The sequence below is a fragment of the Streptomyces sp. B8-7 genome, from assembly GCF_058833805.1.
In genome coordinates this window covers 392,053-414,019 of record NZ_JBYRRL010000004.1, presented here as the reverse complement: position 1 = coordinate 414,019, position 21,967 = coordinate 392,053, and the positions used below count along the sequence as shown (strand labels likewise).

The window sequence follows — 21,967 nt, the reverse complement described above, 5'->3', positions numbered from 1 at the left end:
TCAGGCAGCGGCGGTCTCTGCGCGCTCGACCAGGACGCCGTTTTCGAACGTGGCGCCCGCGCGGACCAGGGCGACGAGGTGGGCTCCGGTGACCGCGCGCCAGCGGGCCTGGGCGGACTCGACGAGCTTGAACACCATCGCGAGGGCCGCGGCCGGGCTGCCTGCCCCGCGGGTGACCTTGGTGCGGAGCTTGACGGTGGAGAAGGTCGACTCGATCGGGTTGGTGGTCCGCAGGTGGATCCAGTGCTCGGCCGGGAAGTCGTAGAACGCCAGCAGTTCCTCCCGGTCGTCGGTGATCTTCGCGACGGCCTTGGGGAACTTGGCGCCGTAGGTGCGCGCGAACGCCTCGATCGCCTTCTCGGCGTGCGTTCGGTCCTCGGCGTTGTAGATCTCCTGCATCGCCTTCGTCGCGCCCGGCTGTGCGGACTTCGGCAGGGCGTTAGTGACATTGCGGGCCTTGTGGACCCAGCACCTCTGGTGGCGGGCAGCCGGGAACACCTCGGCCAGCGCCTTCCACAGACCCATCGCGCCGTCGCCGACGACCAGTTCGGGATCGCGCATGCCCCGGCGGCGGCAGTCGCGCAGCAGGTCGGCCCACGACTCGGTGGACTCGCGCAGCCCCTCGGCCAGCGCGATCAGTTCCTTGGTGCCGTCCAGGCGCACACCCATCAGCACCAGGACGCAGGAGTGCGCCTGCCCGAGCCGGACCTTGGGGTGCACCCCGTCCGCCCACACGTACACGTAGTCGGACTCGGCGAGGTCGCGCTGCTGGAAGGCGGCGTGGTCGTCGCTCCACTGCTTCGTCAGCCGGGTCACGGTCGCCGGCGACAGCCCGGCCGAGCTGCCGAGGAACTGCTCCAGCGCGGGCACGAAGTCCCCCGAGGACAGTCCATGCAGGTAGAGCAGCGGCAGCACCTCGCTGACCTTGGGCGACTTGCGGCACCACGGCGGCAGGATCTTCGAGGAGAACCGCATCCGCTCGCCGGTGGCCGCATCCACCCGCTTGTCGTTCACGCGCGGGGCCGTGACCTCGACGGGACCGGCCGCGGTGGTGACAGTGCGGGGCCGGTGGCGGCCGTTGCGCACCACCAGGCGACGCCCGGCCTCATCCGTCTCGGCGGCCAACTCGGCTATGTACTGGTTGACTTCGGCTTCCAGCGCGGCGGCGAGCATCCGCCGGGCGCCCTCACGGACGATCTCGTCGATCAGGGAGCCGGACTCGGTCGAACCATCGGCATTGACTACGCTGAGCACGGGCGTGCCTTCCCGACCCGCGCTGCGAACGCGGGCCTACTCGGTGACCATCAAAGGATCATTCGGGAAGGTACGCCCTCCGCGTTCCTCCCGGGGTCGATCCACAGGTCTTGAGCATTGCTCAAGGATGAGGGAGGGCGGGTAGCACGGCAGACAAGCATGCCGGAAAGAGAGAACGGCGGTATCTGCTGAGCGGAGGCTGACTGCGCATACGAAGCCTGCTCTCTCCCCCGTGTACTGCCGCACACGCTACGGCGCGGCACTTGCGGCATCGAGCGACAGTCCGGCTGCTTGATTCGTAGCGGATGTCCACCAGCCCACCCAACGGCGGCTGAGGATGCGTCAGACTTACTGATCAGTCGCCCGCTGGGGCGGCACTGGGGATGGGCAGCAGGGCATGAAGAAGCGCGATACGGGTGTGCCAGATGCGAAGGAATGGCGCACGACGATGGTGGTGCCGCCCGCACCGGCTGGAAGTCGGCTCGCGTGCGCAGTAAGAGTCACCAACCGGTTCCCGGTTGGCTCCTTCCGGTCCGATGGCTGAGCAGGTAGGCACCCCAGGAGGGCGCGGGACCGCCTTGGGGCGTGTAGAGGGGCCAGGGTGGAGTCGTCCGGGGCTTGACGTCGCCGCGGGCCGTTATCCGCTCTCGGTGGAGCGGCATGTGGGGCGCATGGTCGATCACCTGGTGCCAGGGGTGACCACGTTGACCCCGCATGCGCGTTACTACGCTCTGCACGGGCTGGTCGCGGCGCAAGCCGATGCGGAAAACCTGACGGCCTCGGCCGCCCAGACTCTGCTGCGCCGCGCGGAAGTGGCGTTGGCTGCCGTGTCGTTCGCGCATCATCCGCAGGCTCTGGAGTGGCTGCCGCGTGCTCATGGGGTCGATGCCCTTGCCCGGCGGCTGCACTCCGGGACGGTCACCATGTCCGAGGCCGAGGTCCCCGGCAAGGACGGGTACGTACGCAACTCGTGGGGGTTCTGGGGACCGTACGCCGGATCCGAGGTCGCGCTCGGCATCCTCGGTGCGGGGCCTATGCCGGTTCCCGGACTGCGGCTGGAGGCGGCGGCACTACGAGCCGGACTGGACGGGCTGCTGGAACTCGCCGCCGAGGACACGCTGAACGTGGATGATCTCACCTCTTTCGGCGACCGGCTGTGCGTGTGCATGGGCGGCGAGCATCCTGACGGGGCGTGGCTGGCGAATCTGATGTGCGCCCCCGGTGCGCCAGCCGAAGCAGGCTCCCGCTCGGCGACACGGCGCCAGACGATTCAACTTCTCGCTCGTGTGGTCGCCACACATCCCGTCCGATACTTCACTCGCGACATCGGCCATGTGCTCGCTTTCGGCGGCTTCCTGACCACCGATCCCGTGACCAGGGGCATCGACGCGGCCGGCGCCTGGCGCGGAGTGGTGCTGCGGAACTACTCCGTCGGAGCCTGGCGCCGCCTGTGGTCCTGGCTCGTGGAACAGGTCGACGGGCTGGTGCCGATCGAGGAAGTGGCCGACTGCTTCGCCGCGGAGTTGCCCGACGTGACGGTGGACGCGTTCCTGTCCTCCCTTCCCGCGACGCAGAGCACGGCCGGAACGCCGATGCCCGCAGAGCACGACCTGCGGTGGGCGGGTGAGCCCTTGCCTGTCGCCGAGTTGCGAGTGCTCGCCGCTAGATGAATGAGTCCGATGTCCGTGCTGGTCGCGACCATGGCGAAGGGCGCCCGTTGGTCAGTGTGTGAAGACAAACCTGGACGCCCTTCTTGCGGCACTGTACGTGTTCATCGACGACCACGTGGCGCCTTGTCGCCGGATCGGGCGACCTCCGAAACTGACGGACGCCGAACTGCTGTGCCTGGCCGTCGCCCAGGTCCTGCTCGGTTTCCCCTCGGCCCGGCACTGGATCCGCTTCGCCCACGCCCGGCTGGGGCACCTGTTCCGCTATCTGCCCCAGCAGTCCGCCTACAACAAGCGCCTGAACGCCGCAGGTCCGCTGATCAGCCAGGTGATCGAGGCACTGGCCCGGCAGGTCCCGACCTGGCACGACGACCTGCGGCTGATCGACTCCACCCCGCTGCCCTGCGCGGCCTCCCGCGAGACCGTCAAACGCTCCGCCCTGGCCGGGCACGGCAGCTACGGATACTGCCGCAGCCACTCCCGTTTCTTCTGGGGCCTGCGCCTCTACCTGGTCACCACCGCCGAGGGCATGCCCGTCACCTGGTGCCTGGCCAACCCGAAGATCGGCGAACGCGAGGTGATGGCGGCGCTGCTGGAACGCGACCACCACCTCGTCCGCCAGGGCCAGGTGATCCTCGCCGACAAGGGCTTCGCCGGGAAGGAGTTCGAAACCTTCGTCAGCGAGCGCCTCGGAGCCCACCTCGTGCGGCCCGACCGGAAGGACGAGCCGGTCCGGCACGGCAAGATCGCCCGGGTCCGGCAGTGGATCGAAGCCGTCATCGACACCCTCAAGGGCCAGCTCAGCCTCGAACACCACGGTGGCAGAACCCCGGCCGGAGTCTTCGCCCGCACCGGACAACGACTCCTCGCCCTCGCCGCCGGCATCTGGCACAACTGGACCACCGGCGCCCCAGTCAAACGATCACTGATCGCCTACGACCACTGAAGACATCGGACTCATTCATCTAGTGCCCGTCGGGTGGACGAACTCACCGGCCGGGTCAAGGACGCGTTCCTCGGCCAACGCGGTGTCGAGCTCGGCCCGGAATGGGTCCAACGGCGGCTTGACGAGGCGCGGCCCATGAAACTGCGCGATGTCGCCCGCCGACTCACCTACGACCTGGTGGCGCGGTCGCAGCGGATCGCGCTGGCCAAGGCCCGCCGACGTCCTGACGGCACGTTGTGGTTACCGACCCGGCTGCACGAGCGGGGTGGGCTGCTGTACCGGACGAGCCAGGAGGGGCGCGGTGACGTCGGGCTACGGCTGGACCAGCTCGGGACCGTCCTGGCCACCTGCGGCGTGCTGCACTACGACGACCAGCACTGGTCGGTGACCAGGAGCGGGAGGGCTCTCGTTGACTGAGACCGCGCCGGCACCGGGAGTGGTGGAGCCACCAACCGTGTTCGCCTCGCCTCTGACTCTCATCCTCGACGAGGAGCGCACGGGCGGGCGGAACCTGGAAGAAGCGCTCTTCCTCAGCTTCACCGCCGATCTCGGCTTCTTCGAGGAGGTCGCCCTCGGCGTCACCCAGGCCACCGGCGCACGCGTCACCGTGGCGGGAGACGTCTCCATGGCCCGGAACGACCCCCGCTCCGTCCGGCGGGCCGGTCGGAGCTACCTCGCCGGTCTGGCATACGCCCACGGTGCCGCGTTCCATCCCAAGCTGATCGTCCTCGCCGGACCCGAACACGCCATCGTCGCCCTCGGCTCCGGCAACACCACGCTGGCCGGGTGGCAGGCCAACGCCGAACTGCGGACGGTTCTGCGGGTGGACGGCGAGCAGAGTCCCACCGCGGTTCCGGAGCTCTCGGCATGGCTGCGCGACCTCCCGGAAAAGGTGAGGTTCTCCGCCGGAGTTCCACAGGCGCTGGGTCGGGTCGCAGCGCTACTGGACCGGCTCCACCGCGACAGGACACCTGCGGCGTCACGGGTCCGCGTCGTCAGCAGTCTGCGTTCGCCAATCATCGATCAGCTGCCGCAGGGGCCCGTCGACGAACTGGCCGTGTTCGCGCCCTTCTACGACCGGCGCTCCATGGCACTGCGGCGACTGCTCGAACGCTTCCGGCCGAGCCGGTTCACCCTCGCCTACCAGCCCGGACTCAGTGACCTCGACGGTCCGTCGGTCGCCGCCCTGGTGAAGGAGTACGACGGACGCGTCATCAGCGACAACGACTAGCGGTACCGCCATGGGAAACTCGTCGAGTGGGTCTCCGAGGGGCAGCGGTGGGCCCTGACCGGCAGCCCGAACCTCTCCGCCGCGGCGCTGCTGCTTTCCCAGGGCGACGGCGGCAACTGCGAACTCGGCATCATCACCCCCATCACCGCCACCCTCCTTCCGGACGGCACCGACGAGCCCGCTGCCCGGCTGAACACGGCCCCGCCCCTTCCCCGCCCCATCGCCAGCAGTGGGCCGCTGCTGCTCGGTGCCCTACGCGTACCGGACGGCCTGGAGATCAGCGTGGCCCGGCCCCTCTCCGACACCGCTCACCTGGAGTTGTCTCAGGCGGCAGCACCGCCGGAGGCATGGGAGCGCATCGCAGACATCCCGCCCGGACAGGCCACGCTGACGGTGACGGCTCCGGCGGATGCGGGCAGCCGTGTGCGCCTGGTCGTAGTCGACGGCGACGGCGTACCAAGCTTCGGCAACATCGTGTTCGTCGTCGACCCTGACCGCGCCCTGCGCCGAATGACCCCGACCCAGTCCCAGGCCCCCACGACACGGCCACCCGACCTGTTCGCGGATCCCCGGCTCGCCGAACGATTCCTGGGCGACCTGGAAACCCTCCGTACGGGACTGACCCCCACCCCAGCGGGCGTATCCGCGAGCAACAGCACTGGCGGTGCGGTCGCGACGGCCCCGCTGGACGGCGACGAGGACGGCTGGGAGCGCTATCTGGACGAATGCGCCGGACGCGTCGGACATCCGCTCACGCGCTTCGCGCTGGGGCTCCCCCTGCCCACCGACATCAGCACGCCCTTTCAGGACCTGCTGCCCGTCTCCTGGGACGAGCGATTCACCGACGACATCGAAGCCGCCCTCGACGATGATGACGCGGAGGCCGTGGCAGCAGAGCCCGACCGCGAGGCAGCCGGTGCCGAAGCGAGCAGCACCGCCACCCTGCCCGACCTTCGGCAGGCCGACCAAGAAGTCCGCCGTAGATACCGGCGCTGGGTGGAGCGCCTTGTCGCCCTCGCTCCCCACCTGGGCCCTCCCGAGCGCATGCTCGTCGTCCGGCTGACCCTGTGGACCGTTGCGGCCGGCGCCTGGCCTCCGGCACAAACCGACTGGCTGCCGCTGCTTTCCCGGGCCGTCCGCGCACTGAACCGAAATGATCTCCCCGAGCGGATCGAGCCCCAGGTCGGCAGCCTCGCAGCAGTCGCCCTCGCCGTACTCCGAAGCCACGCCCCACGCTACGAGATCACGCCCGAGACCATCGCTTTCAACGAAGCCTCCCAAGCGGTCGGCCACCTGCTTCCAGCAGTCGATTCCGAGTACGTCATGGAATACACGACGCTTCTCGATACAGCCTTCGGCCCGGCCGTCGACCAGGCCGCCGTGCTCGATGTCGCGTCGGACGTAGTCCAAGACGATCCTCTCGCCGACGCCGTGTGGTCCCTCACTGAAAAGGGGCGCGACGTACACCGCCACGGACAGCTCCTGCTCCACGTCACCGGCCGCTTCAGCAACCCCGCGCTGGTGGCGCTCGAAGCAGTCGGCGCCGCCGAGGATGCGCCCCTGGTCGGAGCCTGGGCCGACTCGGGCTCGGACTCTGGCGGGGGAGCCTGGGCGCTGGTCGTCTGGCGTCGCCCCGACCTCATCGTGGTCGATGCCCGCCCGTCGATTCCTCTCTGGCGGCATTACCGGCTCACCGGACTGGTAGGCCCCAGAGCCCTCGCCGCACAGCGTGGCTTCGAATCCGCCACCTCCGTACCCCACGGCCCCCGCAACCAGCCCTTCGAACTGGCTCACCAAGTCCTGTCAGACCTGCGTCTGGCCGGGCCACGGCCACCACGGTGCGAGCCATAGTCCGTGGACTACCCCGGGTGCTCGCCCTGGACGACACCGTGCCACCGGCCACGGGGGACCACGGTCCTCAGGATCTGTCTACGGCAAGGTGCGAGCGGAGAGTGCTGTACGCCTACGCGGCCATGGACCGTCAATCCGCTGCTTCCTCGTCCGGGTCGGTAACGGCCAACCACCCGAACATCCCTTCCTCGGCCTGGTGTTCGTCAGCAGCGCTTTGTTCCTTGTCCTCTTCCCAGGCCACGCTCTTAAAGATCTCCTCCGATTCCCACTCATCAAGCAGCTCGTGAGGTCTGTGGTCCCAGTCGCCGAGTTCCCCGTAGTACTCCTCGGCGCTGTACAGCAGTCGGAGATCCGCTTCGATGAGCCGATAGCGGGGGCTTACCCCGTAGAAACGCTGGTGCGTCGGGCGCCGAAGATCCACCTCGACCGCCCCGAGGTAGCTCTCCGACCCGGCCAGGAGCGCCTGGTGCAGGTCATCGAGTTGGCCTCTACGCACGCCACGGACGAGGGCGAAGGCTACTTCCACGTCCGCCAGCAGAGTGCCCAGGCCGTTGATGGAGTGCGTCGACCACACCTTGGGCTCTCCTGCCAAGTGGTCCGCTGCGATGTCAAGTGGCTTTGGCAGACCGGTCAGCCCCGAGTGGGTGAAGAGAGTGCCCACGGCGACCGTTAGATCGCGCCGGAACTCCGGCACCACCCGCATCAGCTGCCGGAACGTCTCACGCTGGATCTGTCCGGGGTCGACCTCAAGTTCGTTGAAGTGCAGTGCCACAGTGACGTCATCGTTGCTCGGGTCACGAGTAGCGCCCATCAGCCGCGATCCCGACCCGCGCGACGACGACCTTGTCTCGAAGTCATCGACAGAAACTGTCCTTGCGATCTTGCCCTCGCCCTGAATGACGTACTTCATGAACGCCCCTTCTGCGGTTTGCGGCTTTCCGAAGAACAGCGCGGAGATCCGAATCGCATCGGCGGATTCACCCACGACAAGGCCGATCCCCGCGTAGGTGGCCTGCTCTGCTGCTGCGCTGACCAAGTCCGTGCCGGCGGTAGCGGTGGTGAGCCATTGCGGGTCAAACCGGATCATGACCGTACGTCCGTCCAGTCGAAAGGACAGGTAGGGGTCGTCTTGCCATGTTCCGGTGAGCGGCCGAGGAAACGGCCGGTTGGACACGTTGCGGCTACGCATCGGCGCGTTGAACGCCACGTACATCCCCTGCCGGATCGTGTCCATACGAGCTTCGCCGAGAGGAACAGCCTGCCCTCGCCACGACTCGAAGACGGGACGCACGGTCCCGACGAACATTCCTGGGGCGAAGCCCTGCCCAGAGAACGGCCGCGTCGGGTCTAGGCCGGCACGTTGAGCCGCCTGTTGCACGACATCTCCGCCCGGAAGCATCGCAACTCTCGGCACGTTGAGGTAGTCGATGCTGCTGTAGTTCATCCTCCACGCCTGTCCGGCTTTCCTCAGGGCGGCGGTCCAGGTCTCGTGCTCGGCCTTGAGTCTGGACAACTCCTCAACGGTGTACGCCGCCCCGTTGTTCTTGTCGACGATGTCGTGGCAGGTCGAGCACAACAACAGGAGGTTCGATGCAGCGTTCCTGGCCTCGATCGGCAGGGTGGGGTCTGCTCGGGGCCCATGATCGCTGAGTGCCACATTGTGTGCCGTCTGAGCCGTTGGGGTGCGTCCGGCAGTCCCCGGGTCCAGCTCCCGCCGACAAAGCTGGCACATGCCATTTGCCAGCCTCCAGAGCTCCCGGCGAACGCGCTCACTGACCTCGGGCCCTCTGGCCATACCGCCCCCACCCCCATTGCCACTTCGATTCGCACACGTGTGCACGCTACTCAGAGGCACCGATCCTTCCAGCGATCAAGCCTCCAAGTGGCAACTCCACGCCATCTCTTCAGGCACCTCACGAGACATTGGCCGATACCGTGTGGTTTCAGCCGTCGTAAGAGGGCCCTCGTGTCCGTTCCGGGTTGAGCAGCTTCCGATCCGGATGACCGCGAGCTCCAGAGGAGTCTCGAGAAGACGGTGAAGGGAGTGTTGGCGAGTGACCGGTCGCCGAAGAAGCAACGGATCCTGAGGGGCTCGGCTGGCTGCGCCTGCGAAGCACGGACCGCAAGCTGCCGCGTGAGACCGGGACGATACCCACCACCGGGATCGTCGATCGGACCAGCCAGGAATTGGCGCAGCCGCCACCTCAGCTGAGCCATCCGGCAATGGCGTGAGCGAGTGCGTCACCCCCCTGCTGCACCACTGTCCCTGCCACCAAGGCCGGCAACGCTTGCACAGCCCCGCGCAGTGCCCCAATCGCCGGTGTATCGGCGGCTGTCAGCGAGGTGTCGATGGAGTCCGCCATGGCACGGAGCACCTGCGCGTTAGGCAGGACCGATCCGTTCTGATCCACCTCGGTGCGGAATGCGGCAAGGAGATCGCGCACGGTTTCCATGCTGACGATCGGGCTCTCGACCGACGCGGACTGGTGGACGTTCGAGATGTTCTGCCCGACCACGTTCTGGAGCGGGGCGATGTTGTTGCCGCCGATGCTGATACCCGAGCCGTGTCCCTGTTCCGGTTCGGGGCGGCGACGTCCTACAGCCATCAACTTCCTCCTCCTTGAGCCTTGTTGTCCTGGCCGACATTGCTGATGCCGCTGCCGGCGACGTTCTGGATGGGCGCGTTGTTGTCGCCGTAGACCTGGATGTTGGTGATGACCGCGGCCACCTGGCGCTCGTACGCAACGGTGTCGACGCCCAGCTCTTCGAGGTACGCGGAGACAGCGCGGAAGACGCAGGTCTGCATGAGGACGACGTGCCGCTTCGCGTCGTCGGCCTGGTGCATGTCGGTAACTTCTTCGGTGGAGTGCCGATCACGGAGGCTGACCGGATCCTTTTCCTCGGCCCGGCCGCCGTCCGACTGGACACCGAGGGCGAGTCGGGTCAGCAACCGCCATAGTGCGAGCGGCCCGTGAACGGAGTCGAGCAGGGCCTGCATCACCACCCAGCCGTACAGTCTCGCTCCGCGTTTGCCTACGGGGGAGTCCGTCACCCTCAGCTCGTTGTAGAGGGGCGTCATCACGTGGGGGCGCAGGGTAAGCCGTAGTTCGCCTGCCTCCAGTGCGGCATGCGCGAACAGGGTGACCACGACCTGGCCGTCCCAACTGACGCACTGCGCCCGCAAATACAGCCGGTCCGGCACGCTGGACGGTGACCGGCGGCCCCGGCCGCGCAGGTCCGGCAGCTCCAATTTCGCGGCACGGGTCCGTCGCAGCCACAGCTCGGACGGCAGCCCGAGAATCTCCGTGACGGAGAAACCGGGCAGGGGGTCGGTGATCTCCCGTGCGCCGCGGCCCAGTTCTCTGAGTGCGTCGCCCATGCGCCGCAGCAGTTCCCGCTCGCCGAAGTGCTTGATCGATACCTCTGGGTCCTTGGGTTTGAGCGGGATACCGATGTCGGCCACGCCCCATACATAGCGTCCGGCTCCGACGAAAGTTTCCGGATGGTCGTAGGGCAATTCGAGCCGCGTCTGCTCGTTGCTGATGATTGCCATCCGGCGCCTGGCCTTCGCCGATGCCCAGGGCAGGCGGTCAGACGCGATGCCGTCCCGGACGATCCTGGACAACCCCGCCCGCGCCGTGAGGCGATCTCCCGCACAGACGAGCACGGCTCCGGTCAGCAGGACGAACGGCAGCAGGAGCAACCCGGTTCGCAGGGTGACCGCCTCGCCGCGTATCGGCTCGTAGGGCACTACGGCAAGTATCCAGGGCACACACAGAACGAGGTATGCCATACGGGGCGAGGGCGCCAGCCTCGACTTCTTGCCCTTGCGGGCCGCCCGAAGCCCGGCCCACCACATGAGGCAAGCCAGCAAAACGGCGCCGCCCCAGACGACGGCGGCACGGGGAGCCTCGTACGCGACGGCTATGGCGAGGAGTACTCAGGTTGAACTCGTGGAGTCCGTGGGTCGTGACGGTTCTTGATCGTTGCGGTACGACGTCGTCATGCGGTACGCGCATGGGGGCGGGCTGACGCCCAAGGAGCAGGAAAAGCGGGAGCGGGTGCGCCTTGAGGCGGCCCAGCGGTTTGCTCGTGGTGAGAAGACCGAGGTCGTCGCGAGGGAGCTTCGGGTGACGTCGCGGTCGGTACGACGCTGGAAGCGGGAGTGGGAGCAGGGCGGTGCGGACGCCCTGCGCTCGAAGGGGCCGGCCTCGGTGGAACGGCTCAGTTCCCGGCAATGGGAGCGGCTGGAGCGGGAGTTGAAGCGGGGCCCGCTCGCGCACGGCTGGGACGACGAGTTCCAGGGGTGGACGCTGAAGCGGGTCAAGCTGCTGATCGGGCGGATGTTCCGCGTCGGGTACACGGTTCAGGGTGTGTGGAAGCTGCTGCGGCGGCACGGCTGGTCCGCGCAGGTGCCCTTGCGGAGGGCGATCGAACGCGACGACGAGGCGATCGAGGTGTGGAAGGCCGAGGTGTGGCCGCAGGTAAAAGGACCGCGGCGGACCTGGGCGCCCACATCTGCTTCGAGGACGAGGCAGGCCAGGGGCTGAGGCCGCCGAAGGGACGCACCTGGGCACCGCGCGGAGCCCGGCCGGTGGTGCGGGTGCGTGGCCGCAACCGGGGACGGGTCAACATCGCCGGAGTGGTCTGCTACCACGCCGGACACCGCTCCCGGTTCTTCTTCAGGCTGCACATCTGGCACGGGCGACGGGGCGAGCCGAAGGCGTTCTCCTGGCGCCAGTACCGCGATCTGATCGTCATGACCCACATCCAGCTCGGCACCCCGGTGGTGTGGTGCTGGGACAACCTGAACGTGCACCTGGTCAAGGAGCTGGCCGACTTTGCCGAGGAGCACCAGGACTGGTTACGCATCTTCCAGCTGCCCTCCTACGCACCGGAGCTGAACCCGGCAGAGGGGATCTGGTCGCTCCTCAAGCGGCACCTGGCCGACTTCGCCGCCGCCGACCTTGCGCACCTCACCCGCGTGATCAAGCGGAAGCTGAAGAAGATCCAGTACCGGCCCCACCTGGTCGACGGCTGTCTGCCACCCACTGGTCTGACCATGGACGACGGCGCAATCAGACCACCGGACTCCACGAGTTCAACCTGAGTAAGACGAGTGTTCGCCGCAGCCATCGGCGTCTCCGCGCGCGCAGACTGTGCGCGACGACGGGCACAAGGTCGAATCCGTACGACGGAACAGGCAGCGGCGGCCCGTGCAGGACGTGATCTCGTACCCACTGGGCCATGGGCTCACCCAGGGGCGGGCAGTCATCGCTGCCCTCCAAGTAGATGCGTCTGCGAGTGCTGCGCCGCAGCTTGTTCGGTTTCTGATCTTTGCCCCGGATCTTGCTCCACCACGCCTTAACGGCCTTCACCCGGTCGGGACGGGTGTAGACGGCTTGGCACAGCAGCCTTGTGACCTCCGACGTGGTCGGGTCAACCTCGCCGTGGCCGCCGCCGGCAGAGGCGGCAAGGTCGACTTGAACCGGCACTGCGGGCCCGTCGACCATTCCTGCCGGGGCACGCCCCTGTCGTACACGCAGTCCCCGACCGAACCCCATTCCCGCCCCCCGTTCACTGACACGGCGGGCATCATCATGGTGAAGTCCCGGAACCACCAGACCGCAAACGCGACAATGCACTCAACCGGCCTGGATCGGTGAAGGTTTGACTGAATACCGCTCTAAACCGAGAGTGCGTTGCGCGGAGCATCAACGAGCGGTCGCACTCCGCTACTCAGAGAGCGGGTCAGTGATCAACCGTCGTCGGCATGTGGTTCGAATGCCACGATCACCGAAGGCTCGAGGACGCACTCGGTACAGCGTGCGTGGTCAGTGGCTCCTCCGTCGGGCCGTTCCTGCTTCTGCAAGCGCGAGACCTCGCGGATGTGACCGCAGTACAGGCGCACGCGCCAGCGCACGAACTCCGAGGGGTGAGGAGGCGGACCCAGCAGTTCCTTAATCGCCTCGAACTTTTCGTCGGACCATGGCGGTGCCTTGGCCAGCTGGCACTGCACCCAGTCCGCCATGGCTACCGCCTCTGCCTGCCGACGGCGATCCGCACGCGTCAGCTGGTACTCCTCAAGCGGCACGCCTTGGGCTACGTGTCTGGACTCCACTCCGGTGACGCTACGGGGTTCTGGATACTGCCGAGTTCGATCGGCCGGTCTGCACTCGAACGAGTGCAGACCGGCCTGGAAGCCGGGACCTGCTCACACCGGTGACGGTCTTGCTCCAGTCTCACTCCCGGCGAAGGGGCATGACCTCAGGACGCCAAGCGTTGCAGGCGGTCGGCGGCCTCCTGGAGAACGTCGTCCTTCTTGCAGAAGGTGAAGCGCACCTGGCTGCGGCCGGCGTCGGGGTCGTCGTAGAAGACGGAGTTGGGGATGGCGACGACGCCGCAGCGTTCGGGGAGCGCGCGGCAGAAGGCGTAGGCGCCCTTCTCGCCGAAGGGGGTGATGTCGGTGGTGATGAAGTACGTGCCCTGGGGCTGGTAGACCTCGAACCCGGCCGCGCGCAGGCCGTCGCCGAGCAGGTCGCGCTTGCGGCGGAGGTCGGCGCGGAAGCCGTCGAAGTACGCGTTCGGCAGGCGCAGTGCTTCGGCGATCGCGTACTGGAAGGGGCCCGCACTGACGTAGGTCAGGTACTGCTTGGCCGTCCGGACGGCGGAGACGAGCGGGCCGTCAGCCATGACCCAGCCAACCTTCCAACCGGTGAAGGAGAAGGTCTTGCCAGCGGAGGAGATGGAGACGGTGCGCTCACGCATGCCCGGCAGGGTCGCGATGGGGCGGTGCGTGCCTTCGTAGACCAAGTGCTCGTACACCTCGTCGGTGACCACGAGCAGGTCGTGTTCGACGGCGAGTGCGGCGATGGCGCTCTGCTCTTCGGCGGTCAGGACCATTCCGGTCGGGTTGTGAGGCGTGTTGAGGAGAAGGAGGCGGGTCTGCGGGGTGATCTTGGAACGCAGTTCGTCCAGGTCGGGGCGGAAGGACGGGGCACGCAGGGTGAGCGGTACGCGCTTCGCGCCGGCCATGGCGATGCAGGCCGCGTAGGAGTCGTAGAAGGGCTCGAAGGCGACCACCTCGTCTCCGGGTTCGAGGAGGGCAAGCATGGCTGCGGCGATTGCCTCGGTTGCCCCTGCGGTGACCAGGACTTCCGTGTCGGGGTCGAAGCGCAGGTCGTAGAAACGTCGCTGGTGGTCGGCGATCGCCTGGCGCAGCTCCGGGATGCCCGGTCCTGGCGGGTACTGGTTGCCGCGCCCGTCCCGCAGCGCTCGTACGGCCGCTTCCCGTACTGACTCCGGCCCGTCCGTGTCCGGGAAGCCCTGGCCCAAGTTGATCGCGCCCGTCGCTGTCGCCAGTGCCGACATCTCCGCGAAGATCGTCGTCCCGAGCCCGTCCAGCCTGCGGTTCAGCAGCGGCCTGCCGCCCATGTCTCCACCGTCCTCACCTCGGGTACCCGTCGATCCTTCGGGACCATCCTTGCCGATGCCCGACCAGACGTTCACGCGGCCAGCATCCAATAGGTAGGTGAAGAAGCCTTGACCCAGCCGACCTTCCAGCCGGTGAAGGAGAACGTCTTGCCCGCCGAGCCGATGGTGACCGTGCGCTCCCGCATGCCGGGCAGCGTCGCCAGCGGCACGTGCCCGGCCCCGTCGAAGACCAGGTGCTCGTACACCTCGTCCGTCACCACCAGCAGGTCCCGCTCCACCGCGAGTGCGGCGATCGCGGTCAGCTCCTCCCGGGTGAGGACCGTGCCGGTCGGGTTGTGCGGGGTGTTGACCAGCAGCAGCCGGGTGCGGTCGGTGACCGCGGCGCGCAGCTCGTCCAGGTCCAGCCCGAAGGTGCGGCCGCCGGCCGCCTCGCCGGGGGCGTGCCGCGGGCGCAGGGTGACCGGCACGCACCGGCCGCCGGCCATCGCGACACACGCCGCGTACGAGTCGTAGTACGGCTCCAGTGCGACGACCTCGTCCCCGGGCTCCAGCAGCGCCAGCAGGGACGCGGCGATCGCCTCCGTCGCCCCCGCCGTGACCAGCACCTCGGTGTCCGGGTCGTAGGACAGGCCGTACCACCGCTGCTGGTGCGCGGCCACCGCGGCGCGCAACTCGGGCACGCCGGGGCCCGGCGGGTACTGGTTGCCGCGCCCCTCGCGCAGCGCCCGCACGGCCGCCTCCCTGATCTCCTCGGGCCCGTCCGTGTCGGGGAACCCCTGTCCCAGGTTGATGGAACCGGTACGCAGGGCCAGCGCCGACATCTCGGCGAAGATCGTCGTCCCGAACCCGTCGAGCCGGCGGTTCAGCACAGGGCGCACGAAGGAGGTCATGCCCGCCATCCTCCGCCCAACCTCCGGAGTTGCTCAACCGGCCCACGCCGATCCGCACCGGCGGCCCTGCCCGGGGTGCCGCCCGGCACGGGGCCGGCCCGTCCGCCCGAGGCCGAGCCGGCGGCGGCCCGGTGAGGTGCGACGGTCCGCGAACTGCCTGTCCGTGCAGGTCAGGCGTTGTCGACGCGGGTGGACCCTCAGATGTTGCTCAACTCTGCTTTGGTGCTCCGGTGGGGTGGGCATGTCCGAGACACGCAAGGAGCGAGGCACCCACGGGGGGTCGCTTCGGGGGAGTGGGAAGGAGGGTGGCGCCGTGTCGGTCGGCTTCATCCTGGTGGCGCTGATCGCCGTCGTGGTCCTGGTGACGGTCTTCGCCTCGCTGAACCAGAACAGGAACCGTCGCTCCCGCGGGTACACGCCCGCGCGTGCCCGTCGGCGCTCCGGCGGCGGCTCCGGGAGCGGCTCGGGCAGCGGCTCGGGCAGTTGGTGGGCCGGCGGCGCCGTCGCCGGCTCCTGTTCGAGCGGTGCCTCCCACGGCGGTGGCTCCCACGGGGGCGGCTCCCACGGCGGCGGCTCCGACGGGGGCGGCGGCTCGTCCTGCGGGAGCAGTGGCTCCTCGTGCGGCGGTGGGTCGTCGTGCGGTGGTGGGGGCGGATGCGGCGGAGGCAGCTGACACGGGGCAGCTGAGCTTCGAACGAGGGACCGCATCCGCACCGGGCGTCCGCCGGGGTACCGACCCCGGCGGACGCCGTCGTCCGTTCCGTGTCCCCGCCGCGCCCCCGCCGTGTCTCCGCCGTGTCCCCGCCACGCCCCCGCCGTGTCTCTGCCGCGCCCCCGCCGTGTCTCCGTCGCGCCCCCGCCGGTGGACGCGCATCCCGGTTTCGTCCCGGTTTCGTCCCGCTTTCGCCCTGCTTCGGCCGCCGCCGTGGCCGTTCAGACGTACGGCGTAGTTGAACAGTTGAGCTGTGCAGCCCTCTGAGGGATGGAAACCGCACGAAGTTGGGTAAAAACGCTGTGGCGGGGCCACGGTTCATGATTCCCTCTAAACCACCTGACCAGCCCCTCGGACGTTCCACGGACACCCGCTCCGACTGGGCTGACGGGCCCGAACTCCGGTGCGGCCGGGGTGCACCGGACCCACACCGCCTTTCTTCTGCGTGCTAGCGGAGCCGATCCATGCTCACGACCCTGAAGACCTCCTACACCGACACGCGCGCGGCCGACCTCGCCTGGGCCCTCGGGCGCGAGCCGCTCCCGGCCCTTGCCACCCTCGATCTGGAACTGGAGCGTGCGAAGCTCCAGTTGAGACTCCTCGGCGCGTCCCACCAGGTGCTCCTGGAGGAGGGCGAGGTCACCTGCTCCGAGACGGTGGCGTGCATCCCCGGCAGCAGCACCCCCCTGCCGCTCGGCGTCGCCAAACGCGTCGGCGACTGGGAGTACGAGTTCGCCGCGCGCGTCGAAGTGCTCTCACCGGGCTCCTTCGCCGGACGCGCCTCCGAACTGCTGGCCCTGGTCTCCGACCACCCCAACGGCCTCGCGGGCGTCTTCCCCGGCAGCCCGCACGCCTTCACCGCGCTGCTGGCCCAGCGGTGCGAGGGCCAGGTGCACTGGCGCACCTGGCACGCCTACCCGCAGGACGGGCAGTTGGTGGCGACGCGCACCCGCGTCGGGGTGCGCGTACCGGCCGCGGCGGCCTGACCGGAGCCGTGCCGGCGGGGGCGGGCCCGGCCGGGCACCCGCGCCGGGCGTCGGCGCGCGGCGGCCGGGCGAAACGTCCCGGACCGGCCAACTCCCAGTTCCACACGTGTGGGTGACGAAGCGTGCCCGAGCCGTGACGTAACGTCGCAGTCGTGATCGATCCGCACGCACCGGCGCCACCCGGCACCCCGCCTCCCTGGCGCGGGCCCGCGCCGCTGCCCGTACGGCAGGGCACGGGGCGTTTCCTCGTCCTCGCGTGCGTCTTCGTCTGCGCGGCCTGCGGACTCGTCTACGAACTCGAACTCGTCGCGTTCGCCTCCTACTTGATCGGCGACTCCGTCACCCAGGCCTCCGTGGTGCTGTCCGTGATGGTCTTCGCCATGGGTGTCGGCTCCCTCGCCGCGAAACGGCTCAGGCCCTGCGCGGCCGCCGGGTTCGGCGCGATCGAGGCCGTCCTCGCCCTCGTCGGCGGATGCAGCGCGATGGCCCTGTACGCCGTGTTCGCCTGGACCGGCTCCTGGGGAGGGCTCTGGGCGGCCGGCCCGCGCACCCTGCTCGTCGCCTTCTCCCTCGCCACCGGCCTGCTCATCGGCGCCGAAGTGCCGCTGCTGATGGAGCTCATACAGCGCATCCGGCGGCAGGACGCGGGCGGCGCCGTCGCCGACCTCTTCGCCGCCGACTACGTCGGCGCCCTCGTCGGCGGCCTCGCCTTCCCCTTCCTCCTGCTGCCCTTCCTCGGCCAGCTGACCAGCGCCATGCTCACCGGCGCGGTGAACGTCGTCGTCGGCGGCGCCCTGGTCCTCGGCCTGTTCCGCCGCGACCTCTCCCGCCGCGCGCGCTGGCTGCTGCTCCTCGTCAACCTCATGGTGCTCGGCGTCCTCGCCGCCGCGGCCGCCCTCGTCGACGACTTCGAGCGGGCCGCGCGCGAGGCGGTCTACGGCCGGGACGTGCGCGTCGCCCTCCAGACCGACGTGCAGGAGGTCGTGCTCACCGGCGGCACCCGCGGCCACCCCCTCGACCTGTTCCTCGACGGCCGCCTCCGGGTCAGCGGCGCCGACGAACGCCGCTACCACGAGGCCCTCGTCCACCCCGCCATGAACGGCCCGCACGCCCGCGTGCTGATCCTCGGCGGCGGCGACGGCCTCGCCGCCCGCGAGGTGCTGCGCCACCCCGGCGTCACCCGCGTGGACATCGTCGAACTCGACCCCGCCGTCGTCCGGCTCGCCCGCCGGGACCCCGCCCTGTCCGCCCTCAACGGGCACGCCCACGACGACCCGCGCGTCCACGTCCACATCGGCGACGCCTTCCGTCACCTGCGCACCGCACCGGCCGCGGCGTACGACGTGATCGTCTCGGACCTGCCCGACCCGGGCATCACCGCCAGCACCAAGCTGTACTCGCAGGAGTTCTACGGGCTGGCCCGGCGCGTTCTCGCCGACGACGGCCGCATCGTCGTCCACGCCGGACCGGTCGCCACCCGGCCGCACGTCTTCTGGACCGTCGAGGCGACCCTGCGCGGCGCGGGCCTCGCCACCGCCGTCTACCGCGTCGACGGCCGGGCCACCGGCTTCGCCGCCGGACCCGACCGCACCTCCACCGCCGCCCGCACCCCGCGCGAGCACGACTGGGGCTTCGTCCTCGCCGCGGTGCGCCGCCCGCCCGCCCTCGGCCCCGTGGGTCCCGCCCGCGCCCTCACCCGCACCGACCTCACCGACGGCGCGCGGGCCGCCGCCCGCACCCGTGTCCCCGGCGCGCCCGCCTCCACCCTCGTCCATCCGCGGTACTGAGCGCTCCGCCGAAGTGCCGCGGCACGGCGGGCGCCGGCCGGCCGCGGAGCCGTCGTGGCCGGCCGCCTGGTTCCCCGCGCCCCTTCGGGGCGCGCGCGGACCGGTAGCGGGCGCCTGCGCACCGGCCGGCACCGGCCGGTGCGCAGGCGGCGGGTGCGGACCCCGGTGCCCGGGGCGGCGAGTGAGTGATACGGCCCTGCGGGGCGGTTGTTTTCGGTCCCTTGCTGGGTAGGCTCCGACGACATGGAGCAAGAGGTGCAGGTGCCGGTCTCCGGCGAGCGGGTGCGGGCGGCCCTGGCCGACCCCGCACGGGTCGCCCGGGCGGTACCCGGGCTCCACCAGGAGGCGGGCGCCGAGCCCGTCGCCGGCCGGCTGAAGGTCAGGATCGGCGGCACCACCATCACCTACCGCGGCACGGCCACGCTCACCGCGCGTCCGGACGGGACGTACGCCGTCGAGTGCGAGGCCGTCGAGTCGCGCGGCACCGGAAGCGTCACGTTCACCCTCGTCGTCGCCGTGCGCGACGGCGGTGAGGACGGTGGCGAGGACGGCGCGACGGTCGTGTTCAGCGGGACCGGCGCCGTCGACGGCCGGGCCGCCGACCTGCCGGACGACGCCGTGGCCACCGCGGTCGCGCGCCTGCTCAAGCGGTTCGCCGGGCATCTCGGTGCCGCCGAGGCCGACACCGCCACCCCCTCTCCCGACGCTGCTGCTCCCGCCACCCCCGCTCCCGCCACCCCCGCTCCCGCCACCCCCGCTCCCGCCACCCCTGCTCCCGACGCTGCTGCTCCCGGGGCCGGCGCCGGGGACTCCGCCGCCGAAGAGGCCTCCGCCGAGCCCGCGGGAGGGGAGTCGCCCGGCCGAGAGGCCGAGGGCGGGGACTCCGGCGGCGGGGACTCCGGCGGCGAGGAGTCCGGGGGTGCGGGGTCCGGCGGTGCGGGGTCCGGCGGTGCGGACTCCGGCCGTGCGGAGTCCGGTGACGGGGAGGCCGCTGCCGGGAAGCCGGCCGGTGACGAGCCCGCTGCCGGCCGGAGTGCCGCGTCGCTCCACGACGCCGAAGCCCCGCCACTCGCGCCGGAGCCCCTCCCCGACGACCTCGGCGCTCCCGCCCAACCCCCCGCCGAGGCCGCCCATGCCCGCCGCACCATGATCGGCCGCAGCGCGGAGGAGGTCGACCACGCCCCGCCCAGGGGCCGCTACGCCCCCGTCCCCGCGCCGCAGTCGGCCGGTACCGCGACCACGCTGCGCTGGGCCGCCCCGGCGGCCGCGCTGGTCGTCGCCTCCGTGATCGTCGCGGGCAGGGTGCTGCGCAGACGCCGCCTCTGAGCGGGCGCGGCCCGTCCCGGCGCCCCCGTCCGGCGGCGCGCCGTTCCCGGCGTCCGGTTCCCGTCGTCCCGTTCCCGTCGTCCCGGCGGCCCCGTCCGGCGGCGCGCCGTTCCCGCCGTCCCGGCTCCCGTCGTCCGGTTCCCGTCGTCCGGTTCCCGTCGTCCGGTTCCCGTCGTCCCGGCGGCCCCGTCCGGCGGCGCGCCGTTCCCGGCGTCCGGTTCCCGGCGTCCGGTTCCCGTCGTCCGGCTCCCGGGCGGTTCCCGGCGGTTTCCCGCCGGTCCGCTGCCGCCGGTCCGTGACCCGGGCTCTCGGGCCTCGGCCGGGGTCCGCTCCGGCCGTCCGCAGCCCGGCCGTCGCCTCCCGCGTGACCGGACCACCCGCGCCGCCCCGGCACGGCGATCACCCGAGTAGGGTCGCCCCCGTGAGTAACGACGAGATCACGCTGACCGCAGGCGACGTGCACCTGACGGTGGCCCCGGGCAACGGCGGCCGGATCCGCGGCCTCCGGGTCGCCGGTACGGAACTCCTCCGGCAGGGCGACCGCTACGGCTGCTTCCCCATGGTCCCCTGGTGCGGCCGTGTCCGCGACGGCCGCTTCCGCGACGGCGCCGTCACCCACCAGATGCCTCTCAACGCCCCGCCCCACGCGATCCACGGCACCGCCCGCGACGGTGCCTGGAGCGTCGCCCGCACCTCCGCGGACGAGGCCGTCCTCACCTACGACCTGACCGAACCCTGGCCCTACCCCGGCCGCGTCACCCAGGCCGTCACCCTCACGCCCGAGTCCGCGACCCTCACCATGGCCGTGGAGACGTACGACTCCTCGTTCCCGGCCCAGATCGGCTGGCATCCCTGGTTCAACCGCACCCTCGACGGCATCGGTGCGACCCTCACCTTCGACCCGGCCTGGCAGGAGGAACGCGGCGCCGACCACCTGCCCACCGGCCGCCGCACCGACCCGGTGCCCGGCCCCTGGGACGACTGCTTCGGCATGCCCGGCGGCGTCGACGCGACCCTCACCTGGCCGGGCCTGCTGGAGCTGAGGGTCACCAGCCCCGAACAGTGGGTCGTGGTCTACGACGAGCAGGACGCCGCCGTGTGCGTCGAACCCCAGACCGGCCCGCCGAACGGGCTCAACACCCTCCCCCGCCTGGTCACCCCCCTGGAGCCGCTGGAGGCCACCACGACCTGGAGCTGGCGGCGGCTCTAAGCTGGTCCGCATGACGGACGTCGACGAAGCACAGCCCGGCACGCGCGGTGCGCTGCTGCAGCAGATCAAGGACAAGGCCGTGGTGCACGGCAGAGTGACCCTCTCCTCGGGCCTGGAGGCCGACTACTACGTCGACCTGCGCCGCGTCACCCTCGACGGGGAGGCCGCCCCGCTGGTCGGCCAGGTGCTGCTCGACCTCACCGACGGCCTCGACTTCGACGCCGTCGGCGGGCTCACCATGGGGGCCGACCCCGTCGCCGCCGCGATGCTGCACGCGGCCGCCGCCCGCGGCCGGCGCCTCGACGCCTTCGTCGTCCGCAAGGCCGCCAAGGCGCACGGCCTCCAGCGCCGCGTCGAGGGCCCGGACATCAGCGGCCGCCGTGTGCTCGTCGTCGAGGACACCTCCACCACCGGCGGCTCCCCGCTGACCGCCGTGGAGGCCGTGCGGGAGGCGGGAGCGGAGGTCGTCGCGGTGGCCACCATCGTCGACCGGGCCACCGGCGCCGCGGAGAAGATCCAGGACGGGGCGGGCGTGCCGTACCTGTACGCGTACTCCAAGGACGAACTCGGCCTGGACTGACCGCGCCCGCCGGCCCGCCCCGCCCGACCGGACGCCGCACGGGCACGACCGCTCCGCGGACCACGCCTGGACCTCGCGGTCCGGTCTGGAAAG

Annotated in this window: 18 protein-coding genes and 1 pseudogene; 12 read left to right on the top strand and 7 right to left on the bottom strand. The window is 70.4% G+C overall.

Annotated elements, in window-relative coordinates; all coding sequences use genetic code 11:
- Positions 1-1,254: an IS256 family transposase gene (locus AC5K6T_RS21720; RefSeq protein ID WP_493208984.1), complete on the bottom strand. Its 1,254-nt coding sequence runs from the start codon at positions 1,252-1,254 to the stop codon at positions 1-3.
- Positions 1,255-1,925: 671 nt separating this feature from the next.
- Between AC5K6T_RS21720 and AC5K6T_RS21715 the strand changes: the two genes are divergently transcribed.
- From AC5K6T_RS21715 to AC5K6T_RS21695, 5 genes are all read left to right on the top strand, one after another.
- Complete coding sequence (locus AC5K6T_RS21715) at positions 1,926-2,924, top strand: hypothetical protein (protein ID WP_493211421.1); 999 nt, start codon at positions 1,926-1,928, stop codon at positions 2,922-2,924.
- Positions 2,925-2,982: 58 nt separating this feature from the next.
- Positions 2,983-3,867, top strand: a complete 885-nt coding sequence (locus tag AC5K6T_RS21710) for an IS982 family transposase (protein ID WP_493204867.1) — start codon at positions 2,983-2,985, stop codon at positions 3,865-3,867.
- A gap of 33 nt (positions 3,868-3,900) precedes the next feature.
- A complete protein-coding gene (locus AC5K6T_RS21705) occupies positions 3,901-4,284 on the top strand; it encodes a hypothetical protein (RefSeq protein ID WP_493211419.1) in 384 nt (127 codons plus the stop codon).
- 37 nt (positions 4,285-4,321) lie between these two features.
- Positions 4,322-5,098: a hypothetical protein gene (locus tag AC5K6T_RS21700; protein ID WP_493211417.1), complete on the top strand. Its 777-nt coding sequence runs from the start codon at positions 4,322-4,324 to the stop codon at positions 5,096-5,098.
- Between the two features lie 282 nt (positions 5,099-5,380).
- Positions 5,381-6,949 (top strand): hypothetical protein, encoded by a 1,569-nt coding sequence (locus AC5K6T_RS21695; RefSeq protein ID WP_493211416.1) that lies wholly within the window; start codon positions 5,381-5,383, stop codon positions 6,947-6,949.
- 130 nt (positions 6,950-7,079) lie between these two features.
- Here AC5K6T_RS21695 and AC5K6T_RS21690 read toward each other — a convergent pair whose 3' ends face one another.
- The 3 genes from AC5K6T_RS21690 to AC5K6T_RS21680 all read right to left on the bottom strand — a co-directional run bounded on the left by AC5K6T_RS21690 (position 7,080) and on the right by AC5K6T_RS21680 (position 10,700).
- Positions 7,080-8,606, bottom strand: coding sequence for a hypothetical protein (locus AC5K6T_RS21690; protein WP_493211414.1), 1,527 nt, complete (start codon positions 8,604-8,606; stop codon positions 7,080-7,082).
- A 547-nt stretch (positions 8,607-9,153) separates the two neighbouring features.
- Entirely contained in the window at positions 9,154-9,555 is a 402-nt protein-coding gene (locus tag AC5K6T_RS21685) for a hypothetical protein (protein ID WP_493212165.1), read from the bottom strand.
- Positions 9,555-10,700, bottom strand: a complete 1,146-nt coding sequence (locus AC5K6T_RS21680; RefSeq protein ID WP_493211413.1) for an AbeC-like domain-containing protein — start codon at positions 10,698-10,700, stop codon at positions 9,555-9,557. Before AC5K6T_RS21680 ends, AC5K6T_RS21685 begins: the two co-directional genes overlap by 1 nt.
- A gap of 253 nt (positions 10,701-10,953) precedes the next feature.
- Between AC5K6T_RS21680 and AC5K6T_RS21675 the strand changes: the two genes are divergently transcribed.
- A protein-coding gene (locus AC5K6T_RS21675; protein WP_493211411.1) for an IS630 family transposase occupies positions 10,954-12,059 on the top strand; the annotation gives its coding sequence in 2 pieces (ribosomal slippage) (positions 10,954-11,458 and positions 11,458-12,059; 1,107 coding nt in all).
- A gap of 648 nt (positions 12,060-12,707) precedes the next feature.
- Here the strand turns inward: AC5K6T_RS21675 and AC5K6T_RS21670 are convergent.
- The 3 genes and pseudogenes from AC5K6T_RS21670 to AC5K6T_RS21660 form a co-directional block, all read right to left on the bottom strand.
- Complete coding sequence (locus tag AC5K6T_RS21670; RefSeq protein ID WP_493211409.1) at positions 12,708-13,070, bottom strand: hypothetical protein; 363 nt, start codon at positions 13,068-13,070, stop codon at positions 12,708-12,710.
- A 146-nt stretch (positions 13,071-13,216) separates the two neighbouring features.
- Positions 13,217-14,383, bottom strand: a complete 1,167-nt coding sequence (locus AC5K6T_RS21665) for a pyridoxal phosphate-dependent aminotransferase (RefSeq protein WP_493211407.1) — start codon at positions 14,381-14,383, stop codon at positions 13,217-13,219.
- Positions 14,384-14,484: 101 nt separating this feature from the next.
- A pseudogene (locus AC5K6T_RS21660) lies at positions 14,485-15,282 on the bottom strand (aminotransferase class I/II-fold pyridoxal phosphate-dependent enzyme); the annotation flags it as partial.
- Positions 15,283-15,586: 304 nt separating this feature from the next.
- On the opposite strand from AC5K6T_RS21660, the gene AC5K6T_RS21655 reads away from it, so the two are divergent.
- From AC5K6T_RS21655 to pyrE, 6 genes are all read left to right on the top strand, one after another.
- Positions 15,587-15,946 carry a hypothetical protein gene (locus tag AC5K6T_RS21655; RefSeq protein ID WP_493211405.1) on the top strand — a complete coding sequence of 120 codons (360 nt, stop codon included), beginning with the start codon at positions 15,587-15,589 and terminating at the stop codon, positions 15,944-15,946.
- Positions 15,947-16,449: 503 nt separating this feature from the next.
- The gene (locus AC5K6T_RS21650) at positions 16,450-16,971 is read left to right on the top strand and encodes a DUF2617 family protein (protein WP_493211404.1); all 522 of its coding nucleotides are present in this window, start codon (positions 16,450-16,452) and stop codon (positions 16,969-16,971) included.
- A gap of 152 nt (positions 16,972-17,123) precedes the next feature.
- Positions 17,124-18,758: a polyamine aminopropyltransferase gene (locus AC5K6T_RS21645; protein WP_493211402.1), complete on the top strand. Its 1,635-nt coding sequence runs from the start codon at positions 17,124-17,126 to the stop codon at positions 18,756-18,758.
- Between the two features lie 243 nt (positions 18,759-19,001).
- Positions 19,002-20,084, top strand: a complete 1,083-nt coding sequence (locus AC5K6T_RS21640; protein WP_493211401.1) for an SRPBCC family protein — start codon at positions 19,002-19,004, stop codon at positions 20,082-20,084.
- A gap of 421 nt (positions 20,085-20,505) precedes the next feature.
- On the top strand, positions 20,506-21,294 hold the full coding sequence (locus tag AC5K6T_RS21635) for an aldose epimerase family protein (protein WP_493211399.1): 789 nt from the start codon (positions 20,506-20,508) through the stop codon (positions 21,292-21,294).
- Positions 21,295-21,304: 10 nt separating this feature from the next.
- Positions 21,305-21,874 (top strand): orotate phosphoribosyltransferase, encoded by a 570-nt coding sequence (pyrE, locus tag AC5K6T_RS21630; protein WP_493211398.1) that lies wholly within the window; start codon positions 21,305-21,307, stop codon positions 21,872-21,874.
- Positions 21,875-21,967: the final 93 nt, after the last annotated feature.

Excerpts from the sequence above, each read along its gene's own strand:
- AC5K6T_RS21640 (WP_493211401.1), top strand. The coding sequence starts at position 19,002 with ATGGAGCAAGAGGTGCAGGTGCCGGTCTCCGGCGAGCGGGTGCGGGCG.
- pyrE (WP_493211398.1), top strand. The coding sequence starts at position 21,305 with ATGACGGACGTCGACGAAGCACAGCCCGGCACGCGCGGTGCGCTGCTG.
- AC5K6T_RS21715 (WP_493211421.1), top strand. The coding sequence starts at position 1,926 with ATGGTCGATCACCTGGTGCCAGGGGTGACCACGTTGACCCCGCATGCG.
- AC5K6T_RS21650 (WP_493211404.1), top strand. The coding sequence starts at position 16,450 with ATGCTCACGACCCTGAAGACCTCCTACACCGACACGCGCGCGGCCGAC.
- AC5K6T_RS21665 (WP_493211407.1), bottom strand. The coding sequence starts at position 14,383 with ATGGGCGGCAGGCCGCTGCTGAACCGCAGGCTGGACGGGCTCGGGACG.
- AC5K6T_RS21685 (WP_493212165.1), bottom strand. The coding sequence starts at position 9,555 with ATGGCTGTAGGACGTCGCCGCCCCGAACCGGAACAGGGACACGGCTCG.